We start from the raw sequence: 14,647 nt of genomic DNA on the forward strand, positions 1-14,647 counted from the left end.
TGTCAATAATAACTATTACTAACGTGAAGATAAAAACTCATCATAATCACGGATATAATCGGACTCATCGTATAGACAGTCAGCCAGCACCATCAGAACACAATCCTCCGAAAAATCATACATCTCACGCCAGATGCATGAATCAATTAATAACCCTTGCGCAGGATTATCTAATAAAATTTCAATTCTTTCATTACCGTCGTCAAGCACAAAGCGACAAGATCCACGTACAGCTATTGCCACTTGTTTTAAAATTTTATGTGCGTGAAATCCACGACGTACATCGTTCTTTGTCTTAAACATGTAGTAAACGCGTTTAATTACAAAAGGAATATTTTTTTCTTGCTCTAAAGCAATTAAAGATCCTCTTTCGTCGCCATGCATTTGCAGCGGTATTAATTTAACATCCATTTTAACCTCACTTATACTCAGTGATATCTTTGAGTGAAGGTGCCAGTTCATCCTTTTCTGAAATGCAGGAAGCAGAAATTGGCCAGAGTATATTGAGTTGTTTATCATTCCATTTAATAGATCTTTCTGAGTTCTTATTATAGTAATTATTGGTTTTATATAAAATTTCCACACCATCCGTCAGCGCAATAAACCCATGAGCAAATCCCTCAGGAATCCACATCTGTTTTTTATTATCAGCCGAAAGATTAGCGCCAACCCACTGACCAAAACTTGCAGATTCCGGACGAATATCCACAGCAACATCAAAAATTTTACCAGCAATGCAACGAACTAGTTTCCCCTGAGCATGAGGAGCGAGCTGATAGTGGAGACCACGCAGCACCCCCTTAGAGGATTTGGAGTGATTGTCCTGAACAAATTCTACATTTCTGCCCACTGCTTGCTCGAAAGTTTTTTGATTAAAGCTTTCAAAGAAGAAACCACGATCATCCCCGAACACCTTAGGTTCGAAAATCAGCACATCTGGAATTTCTGTTTTAATAACATTCATAGAAATCAGAGTCCTTTGATCATTTTGAGCAAATACGTGCCATAATTATTTTTTGCCAGTGGCTCAGCAAGTTTTCGCACCTGTGCAGCATCAATAAAACCTTTACGGTAAGCAATTTCTTCCGGACATGAAACTTTTAAACCCTGGCGCGCTTCAATCGTTTGAATGAAATTACTCGCCTCAATCATGCTCTGATGCGTACCGGTATCCAGCCATGCAAATCCTCGTCCCATAGTGGCGACTGACAGCGTGCCTTTTTGCATATAAAGATTGTTAATATCAGTTATTTCCAGCTCCCCGCGCACGGAAGGCTTCAGACTTTTGGCCTTTTCCACCACGCTGTTATCATAGAAATAGAGTCCGGTAACGGCATAATTACTTTTCGGCTCTTCCGGCTTTTCTTCCAGAGAGATCGCTTTACCGTTGTCGTCAAATTCCACCACACCATAACGCTCAGGATCGTTCACGTGGTAGGCGAACACTGTTGCACCGGATTCCTGGGCTACGGCAGCTTCCAGCTCTTTAGGCAGATCGTGACCATAGAAAATATTATCGCCTAATACCAGCGCACAGCTATCTTCACCAATAAACTCTTCACCAATAATAAACGCCTGGGCCAATCCATCAGGGTTTTCCTGTACTTTATATTTCAGGTTTAGCCCCCACTGACTGCCATCCCCCAGCAAATGCTCAAAACGTGGCGTGTCCTGCGGAGTACTGATAATCAGAATATCGCGAATACCCGCCAGCATCAGAGTACTCAGCGGATAATAAATCATTGGCTTGTCATAAATTGGCAACAACTGTTTGCTTATTGCCATAGTAACAGGATAGAGGCGAGTGCCGGATCCACCAGCCAGAATAATACCTTTACGGTTCATATAATTATTCTCAAAAGGTTTAGCTCAGAAACAAACATGAGCGATTAAAAGAGTTATCAGACAGCGAGGAGTTCGTCCAAAACGCGTCGTACGCCGATTTGCCATTCAGGCATTGTTAAGCCAAATGTCTGCTCGATTTTGTTTAGCGCCAGTCTCGAATTCAGAGGGCGGCTCGCAGGCGTTGGATAAGCACTGGTTGGAATAGCACTCACGTCCTGCACGGCCAACGCAATATTATGCTCACGGGCAATATCGAAAACCAGCTTCGCATATTCATACCAGCTTGTGCTGCCCTTCGCGGCAAGGTGATAAATACCCCTTACCTCAGGATGTCTGAGCGCATGACGGATAGCATGAGCAGTAGCATCTGCAATTAACTCCGCACCGGTCGGCGCACCGATCTGGTCATTTATGATCGATAACTTCTCTTTCTCTTGCGCGAGTCGCAGCATGGTTTTAGCGAAATTGTTGCCTTTCGCGGCATACACCCAACTGGTGCGGAAAATAAGATAGTTGCCAGCCGCCTGTTCAATTGCCTGCTCTCCTGCTCGTTTGGTCTGCCCGTAGATATTAGCAGGGGCCGTTTGATCCTCTTCACCCCATGGCGTATTGCCGTCGCCTGGGTAGACATAGTCTGTTGAATAATGAACAAGAAGCGCGCCGATAGATTTAGCTTCAGCAGCAATCACCTCAACAGCATCCGTATTGATCAGTTTTGCCTGCAATGCATCCGTCTCAGCTTTATCCACCGCTGTATAGGCCGCAGCATTAACAATGATATCCGGGCGCAAGGTACGGATCGTGGCAGCTAACTGCTCAGGTTGACTGAGATCACCACACCACTGGGTTGATTTTGAGTCGAGCGCAATCAGTTTTCCCAGCGGAGCAAGGGAGCGCTGGAGCTCCCAGCCCACCTGACCATTCTTACCCAGTAACAGGATGATCATTACTGGCGCCCCTGATAGTTTTGTTCGATCCATGATTCATAATTCCCGCTCTTCACATTTTCAACCCATACAGTGTTATCCAGATACCACTGCACAGTTTTGCGGATGCCACTCTCAAAGGTTTCCTGAGGTTGCCAGTTGAGTTCACGGGAAATTTTGCTGGCGTCGATGGCGTAACGTCGGTCATGGCCTGGCCGGTCAGTGACATAAGTGATTTGCTGACGATAGGCACTATTTTTAGGTACCAGCTCATCAAGCAAATCACAAATCGTCTCTACCACTTCAAGATTTTTCTTCTCGTTGTGGCCACCGATATTGTAAGTTTCACCAATGTTGCCCTTGCTCAATACGCGATACAGCGCGCGGGCGTGGTCTTCGACATACAACCAGTCACGAATCTGATCTCCTTTGCCATACACCGGCAGTGGTTTACCCTCAAGTGCATTCAGGATCACCAGCGGGATCAGTTTTTCAGGAAAGTGATAAGGACCATAATTATTTGAGCAGTTGGTCACCAGCGTTGGTAAGCCGTAAGTCCGCAGCCAGGCACGAACCAGATGATCGCTGGACGCTTTCGAGGAGGAGTAAGGGCTACTTGGTGCATACGGGGTTTCTTCAGTAAATAATGGCAGCTCTTCTGTCGACTGCCATTCATCCGGATGCGGCAAATCGCCGTAAACCTCATCAGTTGATATGTGGTGAAAGCGAAAAACCGCTTTACGAGCAGCATCCATTCCATTCCAGTATGCGCGCGCGACTTCCAGCAGCGTGTAAGTGCCGACCACATTAGTTTCAATAAACGCTGCCGGCCCGGAGATAGAGCGATCAACATGACTTTCTGCCGCCAGATGCATTACAGCATCAGGCTGGTGACGATTGAACACCTCGGACAGCGCCGCATGGTCGCAAATATCGACTTGCTCAAAAGCGTAGCGTTCAGAAATGGCTACATCCGCCAGTGACTCCAGGTTGCCTGCGTAAGTAAGTTTATCTACATTAACGACTGCGTCCAGAGTATCCTGAATAATATGACGTATTACTGCCGAACCAATAAATCCAGCGCCACCAGTTACCAATATTTTCACGTTAATCAATCCTATGCTTGTCGAAACAACAACATTTATTTAAAGGCGAGTCGCTTTTCGTATGTTGTTTGCATTTTTATAGCGGGCCGCATTATTAATGGGATGAATTCCTGAGGGCGTTTACGGTTATTGAACTTATCAGTGAAGCCAGCCTTGTCCGCGAATTTTCATCAGAGAAAATCAGATCCAGGTGTCGGGGAAAAGTCAGAAATCTGTTATATGGATGTACCATCAGCAATTTCTTAAGCTATAACCACGCTACCGCCCCTGGCTCCCAGCAACCAGTTGCTGAAATCTCTCCAGCGATGCAAATCAGGCAGCAAAGTACGTCAGTTATCAGGGGATTTACCTGAAATCCACCCTGAATGGCAGCCATCGTTGCGCTGCGCTAAACCGTAATTCTCGTACTAACCTGCGTTACAGACAAGCTTAGATTAGGCAAGTTTTGCGGCAACCCCAAGAAGAATCTCCAATTCATCAGCCAACTGGCTAATTCACACACGATCCAGAGGTTTTTACTGTGAGCTGACAGGCAAAAAACAGCGGGTTTTGGCGGCTTAAGAAGCAAAAAAAAAGCTCCCCTTTCGCACTGCAAAGGAGAGCTTAATTTAAAAGATTATTTGTAGCCTTGCGGATTCTTCGACTGCCAGTTCCAGGTATCACGCATCATCGCATCGATACCACGGGTAACACGCCAGTCCAGCTCTTTGTCAGCCAGCGTGGCATCTGCCCAGAATGCGGCCAGATCGCCGTCACGACGTGGCGACACCTGATACGGCACGGCACGGCCAGAAGCTTTCTCGAAGGCTTTCACCATCTCCAGCACCGAGAAACCGGTTCCGGCGCCAAGATTATAAGCTTTGTAACCTTCGACAGCCGCCAGATGATCCAGCGCCTTAAGATGCCCTTCCGCCAGGTCAACCACATGGATGTAGTCACGCACGCCAGTGCCATCTTTGGTGTCATAATCATCACCAAAAATACCCAGTTTTTCCAGACGACCAATCGCGACTTGCGCAATGTAAGGCAGCAGGTTATTGGGAATACCGTTCGGATCTTCACCAATCTCGCCGGACTCATGCGCGCCAACCGGATTAAAGTAGCGTAGCGCGATAGTCCTGAAGTTGCTGTCTGCTTTGGCATAGTCCTGCAGAATCTGTTCAACCATCAGCTTGGAAGTGCCATAAGGACTGGTTGTGCCACCAATCGGCGTCGTCTCGACATAAGGCACCGGTGAGTTGGCGCCATACACGGTAGCACTTGAGCTAAAGATAAACTGGAAAATGCCGGCATTACGCATCTCTTCCAGCAACACCACGGTGCCGGAAACATTATTCTCATAGTACTCAAGCGGCTTGCGCGTTGACTCGCCAACGGCCTTCAGGCCTGCAAAGTGAATCACTGCGCTAATGCTGTGACTGGCAAAGATATCGCGTAAACAGGCACGGTCAAGAATATCGCCTTCGCAGAAAACGGCTTTTTTACCCGCCAGTTTTTCCACCCGGTTCAGCGACTCACTTGAGGCATTGCTCAGATTATCCAGAACCACAACATCGTCACCGCGCTGCAACAGCGCCAGTACGGTATGGGAACCGATATAACCCGCTCCCCCCGTTACCAAAATAGCCATCTGAACTCCTTTCAGCCGCAGCGTAGTACGGCGTTAAGATTGAATTATTTCGCCAGTAGCTTCTGAATCTGTTCGCGGAACTCACGCCCCTGGGTGTTATTGCGCAGACCATAAGAGACAAATGCCTGCATGTAACCCAGTTTACGTCCGCAGTCGAAGCTTTGGCCAGTCAGCAGGCAGGCATCAACCGGCTTTTTCTTGCTGAGATTGGCAATCGCATCCGTTAACTGGAAACGACCCCATGCACCTGGCTCTAACGTCTCCAGCTCTTGCCAGATATCCGCAGAGAGTACATAACGGCCAACAGCGGCAAGATCAGAGTCCAGCGTCTGTGGATTTTCTGGCTTCTCAACATATTCGGCGATGGCAGCGGTGTGGCCTTCGTTATCCAGACTCTCTTCGGTCACAATGATCGAGTATTCAGAAAGATCGGAATGCGGCATATGTTTCGCTAATACCTGACTGCGACCGGTCTCTTCAAAACGCGCCACCATCGCAGCGAGGTTATAACGCAACTGGTCGGCGGTAGAATCATCTAACAGCACATCTGGCAGAACCACCACAAAAGGATTGTCGCCAATCATCGGACGTGCGCAGAGTACCGAATGACCAAGCCCCAGCGGCTGCGCCTGACGTACGTTCATAATGGTCACGCCCGGCGGGCAGATGGACTGCACTTCGCTCAGCAGTGAACGCTTAACACGCGCTTCCAGCAAGGCTTCAAGCTCGTATGAGGTATCAAAATGGTTTTCAACCGCGTTCTTGGACGCGTGGGTGACCAGCACAATTTCCTTAATACCTGCCGCAACACACTCATCAATGATGTACTGAATCATTGGCTTATCAACGATAGGCAACATCTCTTTAGGAATGGCTTTTGTAGCAGGGAGCATATGCATACCGAGACCCGCAACGGGGATAACTGCTTTAAGCTTGGTCATATTTTTTCCATATTATGTTGTTTAAACATTTCGAAACTATGCAACAAAATTATTTAAAAGAGTATAATCTTCATCTGAAAAAATGAAAGCTGGTTATCTTTAGCACAACCACTGTGTGGTGCTGAATAGCGCCGAAGTAGAGATAACCACTCTTATTGTTAAAACTTTTTGTCCACAGCTGCGTTTACTGACCCAAAGTTATTAATCCTGATTCCATGCCTGCCAGATTATTATTATATCTACCACTATTCATCGTGGTGCGTAGGGCAAAGGCAATTGTAATTAGCTGGCTACCTGTTTAATTTTTCTTAAACCAAAGCGAATAACGCGATATAAGAAGAAATTCACACCGGCAACCTTACTCATAAAGTTGGCATGCTTATCACAAATCGCATTATAGCGTCTGCGGGTATCAGCACTCAGTTTTACATCGGAAGATTTTTTCATCAGTGTAATATTGATGATATTTAAAATAATCCGCTGTTTAAGATTGCTGCGTGTTGTCTCATTCTTTGCCGACATCGCCAGTGATTCAAGCGTATCAATACTGCAAAGATAACCGGTAATATTTTTTTCCGAGCGCGCGCTATTCATAATCGAGCCGGGGCGGACACGACGCTTAAAATAGATGCGGTCGGTGACGACGGTTTTTCCGGCCACCAGGAACATGCGCGGGGTAAACTCTTCGTCTTCGTGAATAATCGGCTGGAAAAATAGCTGATTCTTTACCTGCACAGGTCTTGCATAGATATAAAGCCATGCATTGGGGTAAAACACCTGACGCAGCGAAAGATCGTTAAAAGCTTCTTCACCGGTACTGAATACCGACTCAGCTGCACGCCGGTAAACCGGTAACTGAGCCTTATCCGCTGTTTCCGCACTGTCAGCCAGTGGATCGAAAAATGACTCCGCAGAGAAAGCAAAGACATCCAAATCAGGTTCTGTTTCCAGAACCTGGAAGAAATCTTCCACCAGGCCAGGAAACAGCAAATCATCTGAATCAAAATAGTAAATATAGTCACCAGTAGCGGCACGGGTGCCGACATTGCGGGCTTCTCCAAGCCCCTGGTTTTGCGTGTGAATAATCTTCACATGGCTTAAATGACCATAATGTTTTTCAGCTAATTCTCCAGAGTCATCGGTAGAGCCATCGTTCACGATGATAATTTCATCAGCCTGAACCGTTTGCTCCAGAACGGAATCCACTGCCAGGATGAGATATTTACTCACGTTATAGACAGGGATGACTATTGATAAAGTTGCTTTTTTTTCTAATGCATTCATAAAGTTATCAACTCGCACTCGGGAACGTCCTTGGTCCATGCTTGATAATAGCCTGAGTTTTTACCATAGGAATTGTCTAATAACTTCGTTTTAACCCCGAGCAGGCAGCAAAGAATATGGCCATGCATTCGTGAAGTCACTACGGTGTCATAAGACATAAAGTAGTTGTTCACACGGGTGACTAATTTGTCAGTATAGTTTTCCCAGATAGAGGAAGTACCAATCAGGCCGCTGCTAAAGGTTTTATTAATTCGCTCGGTGCGTTCCAGCATCTTCAGCATTTTACGGTCTTTATCGCTGCAAATATCTTCCCAGTCTTCGTACTCATTGGCTGAAGGTAAATCAATATCGCCGGAAACCTTACCGCCTTCGATATCTTTCCTGATCATCCATAAGGTTTCATTTGGCACTGACGCGCGTTCCTGATTAGGGAAAACACCCCACAGAGCGTGAGCCATATCCGGGCACATCACCACGTTATCGCAGAAATGCTCTTTAAAGATTTTAAAGCTGCGCTCATCACGACAGAAAATGGTTAAATCTTTATGGCTGCGGATAATATTGCCTGATTTAACCAGTTCATCATGGTCTTCAAAATGCAGAGTCTGCGGCAGGAACACCACTTTATTATTTGGGAACTTCTTCACCACCGCTTCGCGCAGGCGCTGATGGTGAACATACAGATCGCCGAAATTACCACCACCGTGTAACAGAATAATAGTATCCGCTGGCAGAGAACGTGTCTCTTCAACGTATTTCAGGCTGCTTTTGTCAGTACGACGCGCCAGCACCTTGTAGTTCTGCTCTTTAAAAAACTGCTCTGTACCCTTATAGATCAGCAGATCGCCGACATTAAGATGAAGAGGAATATCGAGATAAACCACCTTGCTGCCACGTGGTACAACACTATCAATCACAGACAGCTTTTGTTTCAGAAGACTCATAGGATGCATATATTGTCACGCTCTTAATAGTTTACGGAGTTTAGGGTTTTTAAACAGTTGCTGCTTTATTTCAGTAATTAACGGCGCTTTGCTGACCATCATGGTGATGGCGAACACAATCACACCCGCTGAAACTTGCAGCATTAACATTGCGGCTACGGGCAAATGTAAGCCCGGAATAAATGCTATGCCATACGCCACGGCGATGGTCGGTAACGACAGTAACAGTGGCAGCCATATGCTATTGATATATTGTCTGTAACTACTCCCTAACACTGGTTTAATCAAAATAAAGTAACTCAGGTAAGTATTCAGTACCTGAACGGCCAGGAAGCCAAGCGCAGCCCCGATGCCTCCGGCAAGATGGGCGCCAAGCCAGATACTTGGAATAAACAGCACCAGTTTGAACACATTGAATTTAAAGCTGATATCAACGCGCGCTTTGGCCATCAGCAGCGAACCAATCGGATTACCAATCGAACGTAACAAGCCAACTACACATAAAATTTGCAGAATCGGCGTTATAAAGCGCCACTTCTCACCAAATAACACCAGCACAAAATTGTCAGCCACCACCATCAGTCCCAGTAGCGCCGGGAAGTTGATTAAGCCAACCAGCGACAGCAACTTATAGAAGTTTTCACTGAGCTTTTTCTGGTCGTCCTGAATCTTGGCGAATGCCGGGAATAATACGCGGGTAATAATCGGATTTAAGCGCGTTGGCGGTAATACGGCAACGTTAAACGCCAGGTTGTAACCACCGGCGACAATCGCACCAAGTGAACGCGACAACACGGCGGTAGCGATATTGGAGTTGAGCTGATTAATCAGCGCATCCGCTGTCAGATAGAGACCAAAACGCAGGTTAGACTTCACCGTTTTCAGTTTGAAAATAAAACGCGGTGAATACTGCTTTCTGCCGACCCACGACAACAAGATGGTTCTCACCGTCGACATCACCAGATAGCCCCACATGGCGCTAATGGCTAATGGCTTAAACCAGGCGCTGATCATGGTGACGCAGAAACCAGCGACAATCGCCAGTGTTTCAATGGCGCCGATCTTGGAGAATTCCAGCTCTTTCTGCAGCAACGCCCTGAACTGCTGACCATGAGGAATAATCAGGAAAGCAAACGCCATGGTGGCAATCAGAGATTCCAGATCAGGTTGCTTCAGCAGCAGCGCAATAGTGTGACTGAAGAAGAAGGTGCCACAAAACACCACAATACCGATGGCGATATTGATCCAGTAAAGTGTGGATAGCTCGACTTCCGTGATGTCCTTACGCTGGATAATCGAGTTGGAAATGCCGAAATCACTCAGAGTGTCGGCAATAATGATCACCACCATCGCAATGGTCAGCAATCCAAATTGATGCGGCTCCAGCAGCCGCGCCAGTAAAGTAATCTGTAAAAAGTTAATCCCGATGCTGGCGGCAGTCGATATTGCCGACCATTTGGCACCCTTTACCGTTTTCTCTCTTAAGCTCATAGATATCTTCTTTTTTATTCGATATGGAGGCCTGAATGTTCTCCCCTTAAACATTCAGGCCTCGTACTTAACATCCCTGATAGGCACGTTTTATCTTCACGTTGCCTGGCTCAGGTACGGGACTCAGAGACCACGATAAAACGTTGGTGCGGCCTGCAGACAAAGCCTGGCTGCCACACCTCTCCCCTCTTATCCTCAAATCAGTTCAGTACTATGTAAAACACGCTGCGTTCGCAGCTCTGACACCCTTTGCTCAGCAAATCACCGGCAACGTTAATCGTACTGACGCCATTGGCGGTTTTCACCGGCAGTTTCTGTTTAGCACCGTCAGCAAAATACAAGGTCGCTTGCGGATTCTGTTTCAGACTCTTCAGCTGGTACTGATAGTTCTGCTGTTTATCTTTCGGCTTGTACGTCGAGGTAATCACCTGACGCTGCTCACCGACGTTAATGGCAAAATACTTAGTCCATGAATCGTTATTGGTGGCTGGCTGCTTAATCAAATTCTCTCTGGCCAGCGGGCCGCCGCTGAAGAATGAGTTGAGCAACAGCAGCTGTTTACCATTATCGGTGTATTCCACGCTGCGGTCAGATGCGGTCACGGTCATTGAGCGCAGCGGCTTTTTATTCCCCTGCCATGCCGGGAACCAGAAAGCCTTGTACTTCATCGGGTCATCCCACTTGTGCGTGGTCGCAAAGTCGAGGATGTAGGAATAGACCAGCGCCACAGACTCCGGCTTCGCGGTGTAACCCAGCTCGGTCTGCCAGATACCATCAACCTTGCCGGTGGCGACATAACGGTCATACAGCCACTGATAAGGACGCAGATTGCCGTAGTGGAAATCGATAATATCGGTGTATTTAATCGCATCGTGATACTCAATGGTATCAGCAAATTCCTTAAGTCCATTTGAAGCAGGCCAGCCACCAAAAACCACTTTACCCTGGTGATTTCTGATGATTTTTGCCGCCGGCAGATAAATTTTATCGATAAAGTCCTGATTGGAACCCAACCAGTAGCTGGCTTTGCGTGTTGGTTCATTCCAGATCTGGAAATACTTCAGGTTAAAAGGCGCTTTGCTGTAGCGGTCAACCGCAGCCTGCACAAAGCTAACCCATGCCTGATAATCTTTCGGCTCTGAGCCGGTGGTCTTAGGGGTGACACGGTTCCATGCCGGGGTATAAGCCAGCAAAGGCAACACTTCAACACCCTGGGCATGCGCGCTTTGCACTTTTTTATCGAGCTGCGCCCAGTTATACGTTCCCTTAACTTTTTCTACCTGCGCCCAGCTGAAATCTTCACGCACCCAACCGATGCCTAAATCTTTCGCCGTCTCCTTACCAGGAGGCAGATAGTTCGTTCCAAACAGGTCGCGGAAGTAAACATCCTTTGCCACAGCCTGGAATGAACCAAGCAACAGCAGTGCAAGGGTAATACTTTTTCTGAAAGGCATATGCAGCATTGCCAGCTCCTTAAAGAGGATCAGAGAGAAAACAGAGAGTCATCTCTGTTTAAGAGTAAGTTCCCGGAAGAGGTAAGATGTTTAATCTCGGTGGTGACCGGTGGTGGCGGGTATTAACCGTTATGCGCCACAACGCATAAAAACGGTCAATGACCTGAAAGTCATTGACCGTTTAACGTCAATACGCCGTTTTACTGACAAACCCTTTAAACAGGGTAAAGAAGACAATGCGTAAATCGAGCCAGATGCTCCAGCAACGAATATATTCCAGATCGTATTCGACGCGTTTTTCCATCTTGTCTAAAGTATCGGTTTCGCCACGCCAGCCATTCACCTGCGCCCAGCCGGTAATGCCCGGCTTCACTTTGTGGCGCAACATATAGCCGCGAATCAGATTACGATACTGTTCATTGTGTGCAACCGCATGCGGACGCGGGCCAACAATCGACATATCACCAATTAACACATTGAAGAACTGTGGCAGCTCATCCAGCGATGTACGGCGCAAAAAACCACCGATTGGCGTCAGACGTGCATCACCTTTGGTTGCCTGCACCACTTTATCGCCGTTTTCCATCACATTCATCGAGCGGAATTTCCACACCTTAATCGGCTTACCATCCATGCCGTAGCGTACCTGGCGGAAAATAACCGCGCCCGGCGAGGTCACTTTCACCGCGATAGCGATGGTAATTAACACCGGTGCAATAAACAGCAGAATCAACGAAGACAAAATAATATCTTCCAGGCGCTTCAGCACCATATTCATACCGTCCATCGGCGTATCAATCAGTGAGACCATTGGCACACCGTTGACTTCTTCACTGCGCGACTGCAATACGTTGAAGGTGAAAATATCCGGGATCAGCATCACCGTACAGGTGGTGTCGGTCAGCAGATCGACCAAATCGCGAATTTTCTGTTCTTCGCTCATTGGCATCGCAACATACACTTTGTCGATACGTCCCTGACGGGCATCTTCCAGCATGGCGGTAAAATCACCACCAAAAGGAATATCTTCATCATCGTAGTCACGGCTTTCACCGTAAATACCGGCGACTTTAAAGCCTAACCACGGTTGATCAATAAATGAACGCGCCAGCGCCAGTCCCTGTGGCATATTGCCGGCAATCGCCACATAACGCAGGTTGTAACCGCGTTTACGGAAGATTGCGGTGATTGAACGGATAGTGCAACGCGCAATCACCAGCCCCACCGCCACCAGTAAATACCAGGAGAGGTAAAAGCTGAAAGGTAAATCTACTGCACGAAACAGTGAGACAAACCCTACGGTTAACAACAGGCTTAGCGTCCAGTTCTGCAGAATAAGAAACAGCTCACTGGATAATTTAATTCCACGCCATGAACGATAAAAATCGGTTATACCGCCAAGCATCTGGAATACAACCAGCGCGCCCAGAATCAGCAGCGCGTGAATATAGTTAAATTTTTCATTATGGATAAGGCATATCAGGTAAATCCCGACGATCATAATTAAAATATCGGAAAACCTTTGGGTAATCGATATTAATGATGCGTTAGTCGGCGATCTGCCTCGGCTCAGCACTGACATAAAATCACCTGTATTCGGTAGTTAAGCTTGAGAAAAACCGCATTGCCTTGTTGGCGGCAATTGATAGTCACGATCTCAATAACTCCAGGATCTCATCAGTTTTTTCCTTAACGGTTTGCGTGCACTGTTTTGCTTCAACATTAAGGCGTACAACCGGCTCAGTATTTGAACTGCGCAGGTTAAAACGCCAGTTATCGAATTCAAGGCTGATGCCATCAGTATGATCAATTAACGTTGCCTGCGAACTGTACTTTTGCAACACACGATCAATTGCCGCTTTCGGATCCTGAATGACACTGTTGATTTCACCTGAAGCTGGGAAAGCAGCGACACGGTCAGCCACTAACTCACCCAGCGTCTGGCCTTTAATTGACACCAGTTCAGCAACCAGTAACCAGGGAATCATTCCGCTGTCGCAATAGGCAAAGTCGCGGAAGTAGTGATGAGCACTCATCTCACCACCGTAAATAGCATCTTCGTTGCGCATTCTTTCTTTAATAAACGCATGACCGGTTTTCGACATCACCGGCACGCCACCGGCGCGTTCTACCACATCGATAGTGTTCCAGCTCAGACGCGGGTCATGGATAATTTTGCTACCGGCATTCTTCTGCAAAAACGCCTCGGCCAGCAGGCCGACAATGTAGTAACCTTCGATAAAGTTGCCTTTCTCATCGAAGAAGAAGCAGCGGTCAAAATCGCCATCAAAAGCGATCCCCATATCCGCACCGTGCTGACGTACCGCGTTTTCAGTATCAGCGCGGCATTCTGGTAACAGGGGGTTAGGGATCCCATTCGGGAAATTGCCATCCGGCTGATGATGCACTTTAATCAACTCGACCGGTACATTCAGCTGCGCAAAGCGCTGCTCCAGTTCATCGATAACATGACCTGCGGCGCCGTTACCGGAGTTAACCACCAGTTTCAGTGGCTTAATATTGGCGGGAGTAATATAGCCCAGCAGATGATCAACATAGTCTTTGATCACTGACAGCTGACGATAGCTGCCGCGTTTCGCTGCATCGACCGGTGGAAAGTTGTTCTCTTCCGCGCGCTGCTGAATCTCTTTCAGACCGGTGTCGCCACTGATTGGGCGTGAACCTTCGCGCACCAGTTTCATGCCGTTATAATCCATCGGATTATGGCTGGCGGTCACTTCAATCCCACCATCGGTTTCGAGGAAGAAGGTGGCGAAATAGACCTCTTCGGTGCCGCTCATGCCAATATCGATTACGTCAGTGCCGGCATCCTGCAAACCCTGCGCTAAAGCAAGTTTCAGTTCTTCACTGCTCAGACGAATATCACCGCCAATCACCATCGTCTTCGACTTCAGATATTCACCGCAGGCGCGTCCGATACGGTAAGCAATATCAGCATTCAGTTCTTCGCCCAGGCGGCCACGAATATCATAAGCCTTAAAACACGATAATTTGTTGCTCATAGT

General features: G+C 47.3%; 13 protein-coding genes. All 13 read right to left on the reverse strand.

Translation table 11 applies throughout. The features are described from left to right. Window positions 1–18: 18 nt before the first annotated feature. Entirely contained in the window at window positions 19–411 is a 393-nt protein-coding gene (locus tag J2125_RS03335; RefSeq protein WP_017800227.1) for a sugar 3,4-ketoisomerase, read from the reverse strand. A gap of 7 nt (window positions 412–418) precedes the next feature. After that, a complete protein-coding gene (rfbC, locus tag J2125_RS03340; RefSeq protein WP_017800228.1) occupies window positions 419–964 on the reverse strand; it encodes a dTDP-4-dehydrorhamnose 3,5-epimerase in 546 nt (181 codons plus the stop codon). A gap of 5 nt (window positions 965–969) precedes the next feature. Continuing rightward, window positions 970–1,845 (reverse strand): glucose-1-phosphate thymidylyltransferase RfbA, encoded by an 876-nt coding sequence (gene rfbA, locus J2125_RS03345; RefSeq protein WP_017800229.1) that lies wholly within the window; start codon window positions 1,843–1,845, stop codon window positions 970–972. Window positions 1,846–1,901: 56 nt separating this feature from the next. Beyond that, window positions 1,902–2,792, reverse strand: coding sequence for a dTDP-4-dehydrorhamnose reductase (rfbD, locus tag J2125_RS03350; protein ID WP_017800230.1), 891 nt, complete (start codon window positions 2,790–2,792; stop codon window positions 1,902–1,904). Then, window positions 2,792–3,877 carry a dTDP-glucose 4,6-dehydratase gene (gene rfbB, locus J2125_RS03355; RefSeq protein WP_026111592.1) on the reverse strand — a complete coding sequence of 362 codons (1,086 nt, stop codon included), beginning with the start codon at window positions 3,875–3,877 and terminating at the stop codon, window positions 2,792–2,794. Before rfbB ends, rfbD begins: the two co-directional genes overlap by 1 nt. Before the next feature lie 616 nt (window positions 3,878–4,493). After that, window positions 4,494–5,507, reverse strand: coding sequence for a UDP-glucose 4-epimerase GalE (gene galE / locus J2125_RS03360; RefSeq protein ID WP_017800232.1), 1,014 nt, complete (start codon window positions 5,505–5,507; stop codon window positions 4,494–4,496). Between the two features lie 44 nt (window positions 5,508–5,551). Next, a complete protein-coding gene (gene galF / locus J2125_RS03365; RefSeq protein WP_017800233.1) occupies window positions 5,552–6,448 on the reverse strand; it encodes a UTP--glucose-1-phosphate uridylyltransferase GalF in 897 nt (298 codons plus the stop codon). Between the two features lie 282 nt (window positions 6,449–6,730). After that, window positions 6,731–7,771: a glycosyltransferase gene (locus J2125_RS03370; RefSeq protein WP_241763932.1), complete on the reverse strand. Its 1,041-nt coding sequence runs from the start codon at window positions 7,769–7,771 to the stop codon at window positions 6,731–6,733. Then, on the reverse strand, window positions 7,729–8,676 hold the full coding sequence (locus tag J2125_RS03375; protein WP_017800235.1) for a polysaccharide pyruvyl transferase family protein: 948 nt from the start codon (window positions 8,674–8,676) through the stop codon (window positions 7,729–7,731). The genes J2125_RS03370 and J2125_RS03375 overlap by 43 nt, the downstream gene beginning before the upstream one ends. 15 nt (window positions 8,677–8,691) lie before the next feature. Then, the gene (locus J2125_RS03380; protein ID WP_017800236.1) at window positions 8,692–10,167 is read right to left on the reverse strand and encodes an MOP flippase family protein; all 1,476 of its coding nucleotides are present in this window, start codon (window positions 10,165–10,167) and stop codon (window positions 8,692–8,694) included. Window positions 10,168–10,367: 200 nt separating this feature from the next. Continuing rightward, entirely contained in the window at window positions 10,368–11,630 is a 1,263-nt protein-coding gene (locus J2125_RS03385; RefSeq protein WP_017800237.1) for a GH39 family glycosyl hydrolase, read from the reverse strand. 178 nt (window positions 11,631–11,808) lie between these two features. After that, on the reverse strand, window positions 11,809–13,203 hold the full coding sequence (gene wcaJ / locus J2125_RS03390) for an undecaprenyl-phosphate glucose phosphotransferase (RefSeq protein WP_017800238.1): 1,395 nt from the start codon (window positions 13,201–13,203) through the stop codon (window positions 11,809–11,811). Window positions 13,204–13,270: 67 nt separating this feature from the next. Next, window positions 13,271–14,644, reverse strand: a complete 1,374-nt coding sequence (cpsG, locus tag J2125_RS03395; protein ID WP_017800239.1) for a phosphomannomutase CpsG — start codon at window positions 14,642–14,644, stop codon at window positions 13,271–13,273. Window positions 14,645–14,647: the final 3 nt, after the last annotated feature.

Origin of the sequence: Winslowiella toletana, assembly GCF_017875465.1 — a bacterium.
Lineage (GTDB): Bacteria > Pseudomonadota > Gammaproteobacteria > Enterobacterales > Enterobacteriaceae > Erwinia > Erwinia toletana.

Coding starts and splice junctions, on each gene's coding strand:
- wcaJ (WP_017800238.1), bottom strand. CDS start 13,203: ATGTCAGTGCTGAGCCGAGGCAGATCGCCGACTAACGCATCATTAATA.
- rfbD (WP_017800230.1), bottom strand. CDS start 2,792: ATGATCATCCTGTTACTGGGTAAGAATGGTCAGGTGGGCTGGGAGCTC.
- J2125_RS03370 (WP_241763932.1), bottom strand. CDS start 7,771: ATGGACCAAGGACGTTCCCGAGTGCGAGTTGATAACTTTATGAATGCA.
- J2125_RS03380 (WP_017800236.1), bottom strand. CDS start 10,167: ATGAGCTTAAGAGAGAAAACGGTAAAGGGTGCCAAATGGTCGGCAATA.
- J2125_RS03375 (WP_017800235.1), bottom strand. CDS start 8,676: ATGAGTCTTCTGAAACAAAAGCTGTCTGTGATTGATAGTGTTGTACCA.
- galF (WP_017800233.1), bottom strand. CDS start 6,448: ATGACCAAGCTTAAAGCAGTTATCCCCGTTGCGGGTCTCGGTATGCAT.
- J2125_RS03385 (WP_017800237.1), bottom strand. CDS start 11,630: ATGCTGCATATGCCTTTCAGAAAAAGTATTACCCTTGCACTGCTGTTG.
- rfbA (WP_017800229.1), bottom strand. CDS start 1,845: ATGAACCGTAAAGGTATTATTCTGGCTGGTGGATCCGGCACTCGCCTC.
- cpsG (WP_017800239.1), bottom strand. CDS start 14,644: ATGAGCAACAAATTATCGTGTTTTAAGGCTTATGATATTCGTGGCCGC.
- J2125_RS03335 (WP_017800227.1), bottom strand. CDS start 411: ATGGATGTTAAATTAATACCGCTGCAAATGCATGGCGACGAAAGAGGA.
- galE (WP_017800232.1), bottom strand. CDS start 5,507: ATGGCTATTTTGGTAACGGGGGGAGCGGGTTATATCGGTTCCCATACC.
- rfbC (WP_017800228.1), bottom strand. CDS start 964: ATGAATGTTATTAAAACAGAAATTCCAGATGTGCTGATTTTCGAACCT.